Source organism: Streptomyces sp. NPDC059080 (genome assembly GCF_042739975.1).
GTDB lineage: Bacteria > Actinomycetota > Actinomycetes > Streptomycetales > Streptomycetaceae > Streptomyces > Streptomyces benahoarensis.
In genome coordinates, this window is the sequence record NZ_JBHYGX010000032.1 from 5042 (window position 1) to 7986 (window position 2945).

General features: G+C 73.7%; 3 protein-coding genes. All 3 read right to left on the reverse strand.

The features are described from left to right. Positions 1-171: 171 nt before the first annotated feature. From ACFWWQ_RS22385 to ACFWWQ_RS22395, 3 genes are read right to left on the reverse strand one after another with little or no spacing between them, the layout of a single operon-like run. Positions 172-633, reverse strand: coding sequence for a tetratricopeptide repeat protein (locus ACFWWQ_RS22385; protein ID WP_384598798.1), 462 nt, complete (start codon positions 631-633; stop codon positions 172-174). Between the two features lie 5 nt (positions 634-638). Next, entirely contained in the window at positions 639-1391 is a 753-nt protein-coding gene (gene dapB, locus ACFWWQ_RS22390) for a 4-hydroxy-tetrahydrodipicolinate reductase (protein ID WP_384598800.1), read from the reverse strand. A gap of 36 nt (positions 1392-1427) precedes the next feature. After that, positions 1428-2822: a M16 family metallopeptidase gene (locus ACFWWQ_RS22395; RefSeq protein ID WP_384598802.1), complete on the reverse strand. Its 1395-nt coding sequence runs from the start codon at positions 2820-2822 to the stop codon at positions 1428-1430. Positions 2823-2945: the final 123 nt, after the last annotated feature.

Consider the following 2945-nt stretch of genomic DNA (forward strand, 5'->3'; position numbering starts at 1 on the left):
CCCCGCCGCCGGCCCCCGCCCCGCCCCCCCGCACCCCGCACCGGTAGTCCTACCCCGGGCGGGGCGGTTTTCCCCCGGCCGGGCGTCGTCGTCGTGTGCGCCGTGTCGCCGTCGCGTGTGCCGTGGTCGCGCGGGCCCGCCACCGTATGCCGTGGTCACGGGCCCAGCTGCTCAGGTGCGCACCGGATCCCCGTCGTGGAGGGCGATGGCGCGCTGCATGGCCTTGCGGGCGCGCGGGGTGTCGCGGGCGTCGTGGTAGGCGACGGCGAGGCGGAACCAGGCCCGCCAGTCGCCGGGCGCCTCCTCCGCCTCGGCCTGCCGCAGAGCGAAGACCGCGTCGGCGGCGTCCCGGTCGATCCGGCCGCCCGGGGTACGCGCGGGCGCCCCGTCATCGGCACCGTTCGCGCCGTCCTCCGCCGCCAGCTTGCGGCCGAGACGGTGGGCGTCGCGGGCGAAGCGGGTGTTGTGCCAGAGGAACCACGCGCCGATGACCGGCAGGACGAAGGCGATCGCGCCCATGCCCATCGCGGCCGGCTTCCCCGTCAGCAGGAGCAGCACGCCCTCCATCGCGACCACGCCGAAGACCAGGACCAGCACGGTCGCGAGGAAAAAGTAGGTGATCTTTCCGCCCATGACGCTCAGCCCAGGTCGAGGAAGTGTTCCAGGCCCACCGTCAGGCCCGGGGTGGACACCACACGCCGCACGCCGAGCAGGATGCCCGGCATGAAGCTGCTGTGGTGCAGCGAGTCGTGGCGGATGGTGAGGGTCTCCCCCACGCCGCCGAACAGCACCTCCTGGTGGGCGAGGAGCCCGCGCAGCCGTACCGAGTGCACGGGGACGCCGTCGACCGACGCGCCGCGGGCGCCGTCCAGCGCGGTGCTGGTGGCGTCCGGCTGCGGCGCGCACCCGGCCTCCTCGCGGGCCGCGGCGACGAGCTGCGCGGTGCGGGTGGCCGTACCGGACGGGGCGTCCGCCTTGTTGGGGTGGTGCAACTCGATGACCTCGGCCGATTCGAAGAACTTGGCGGCCTGCCGGGCGAAGGTCATGGTCAGCACGGCGCCGACGGAGAAGTTCGGCGCGATGAGCACGCCGGTCCCCGGGGAGGCGGCCAGCGCGGTGCGCAGCTGCGCGAGGCGTTCGTCGGTCCAGCCGGTCGTGCCGACCACGCCGTGGATGCCGTGGCGGACGCAGAAGTCGAGGTTGCCCATGACGGCATCCGGGTGGGTCAGCTCGACGGCGACCTGGGCACCGGCGCCGGTCAGCGCCTCCAGGGAGTCACCGCGGCCCAGCGCCGCGACCAGCTCCATGTCCTCGGCGGCCTCGACGGCCTTGACGGCTTCCGAGCCGATGCGGCCCTTGGCGCCGATCACGGCCACGCGCAGCTTGCTCATCGTGTCAGCTCTCTCTTGGTGGTACGGCGAACGGGGTCAGGCAACGGCTTCGTGCAGCCGGTCGGCCTGCCGGTCCTTCAGCGGGCCGATGACGGACAGCGAGGGCCGCGCGCCCAGGACCTCTCGGGCCACCTCCCGGACCTCGTCGGGGGTGACGGCGGCTATCCGCTCCAGCATCTCGTCGACGGAGAGCTGGGCGCCCCAGCACAGCTCGCTCTTGCCTATGCGGTGCATCAGGGCACCGGAGTCCTCCAGGCCGAGAACGGTGGAGCCGCGCAGCTGCCCGATGGCCCGGCGGATCTCGTCGTCGGTGACACCCTCGGCGGCGACCTGGTCGAGCTGGTCGCGGCAGATCGCGAGGACGTCGCGCACCTGGTTGGGGCGGCAGCCCGCGTAGACGCCGAACAGGCCGCAGTCGGCGTAGCCGGAGGTGTACGAGTACACGCTGTAGGCCAGGCCGCGCTTCTCGCGGACCTCCTGGAAGAGGCGGGAGCTCATACCGCCGCCGAGTGCGGTGTTGAGGACGCTCAGGGCCCAGCGGCGGTCGTCGGAGCGGGCGAGCCCGGGGGTGCCGAGGATGACGTGGGCCTGCTCGGACTTGCGGTTCAGGTGCTCGACGTGGCCCCCGGCGCGCAGCGTGCGGGCGCCCGCGCGCGGGGCGAGCGGGGTGGCGTCCGTGGCGTCGAGGGCACCGGCCCGCTCGAAGGCGCGGCGGACCAGGCGGACGATCGTGGCGTGGTCGACGTTGCCGGCAGCGGTGACGACGAGGTGCGTGGGGTCGTAGTGCTTCTTGTAGAAGCGGCGGATCCGCGCGGGGGTGAGGGCGTTGACGGTGTCAGGGGTGCCGAGGACCGGGCGGCCCAGGGGCGTGTCACCGAGCATGGTGTGCGCGAAGAGGTCGTGGACGCCGTCGCCCGGGTCGTCCTCGGTCATCGCGATCTCTTCGAGGATCACCCCGCGCTCCGCCTCGACGTCCTCGGCCTCGATGAGCGAGCCGGTGAGCATGTCGCAGACGACGTCGATGGCGAGCGGCAGGTCCGTGTCGAGGACCCGCGCGTAGTAGCAGGTGTATTCCTTCGCGGTGAAGGCGTTCATCTCGCCGCCGACGGCCTCGACGGCCGCGGAGATGTCCAGGGCGCTGCGCCGCTCGGTGCCCTTGAAGAGCAGGTGCTCCAGGTAGTGCGTGGCGCCGTTGAGGGACGGGGTCTCGTCGCGGGAGCCGACATGGGCCCAGATGCCGAAGCTGACCGAGCGGACGGTGGGCAGGGTCTCGGTGACCACCCGCAGACCGCCGGGGAGGACGGTCCGGCGGACGGTGCCCGCGCCGCCCTCGCCCTTGAGGAGTGTTTGGGTACGGGCGAGGGGGGGGGGGGGGGCGGGTTCCCCGGGGGGGGGGCGCGGGTGTGGGGCGGGGGTGCCCCCCGCCTGCACAGCACGGGGGTGTACAGGGAGCGGAACCTCCTGTGTGTGGGGGGGGGGGGGGGGGGGGGGGCCCCCCCCTCGACCGTGGCGGGCAGGTTCAGGATGATCTCGCGGCCCTCCTCGGGCTGCCAG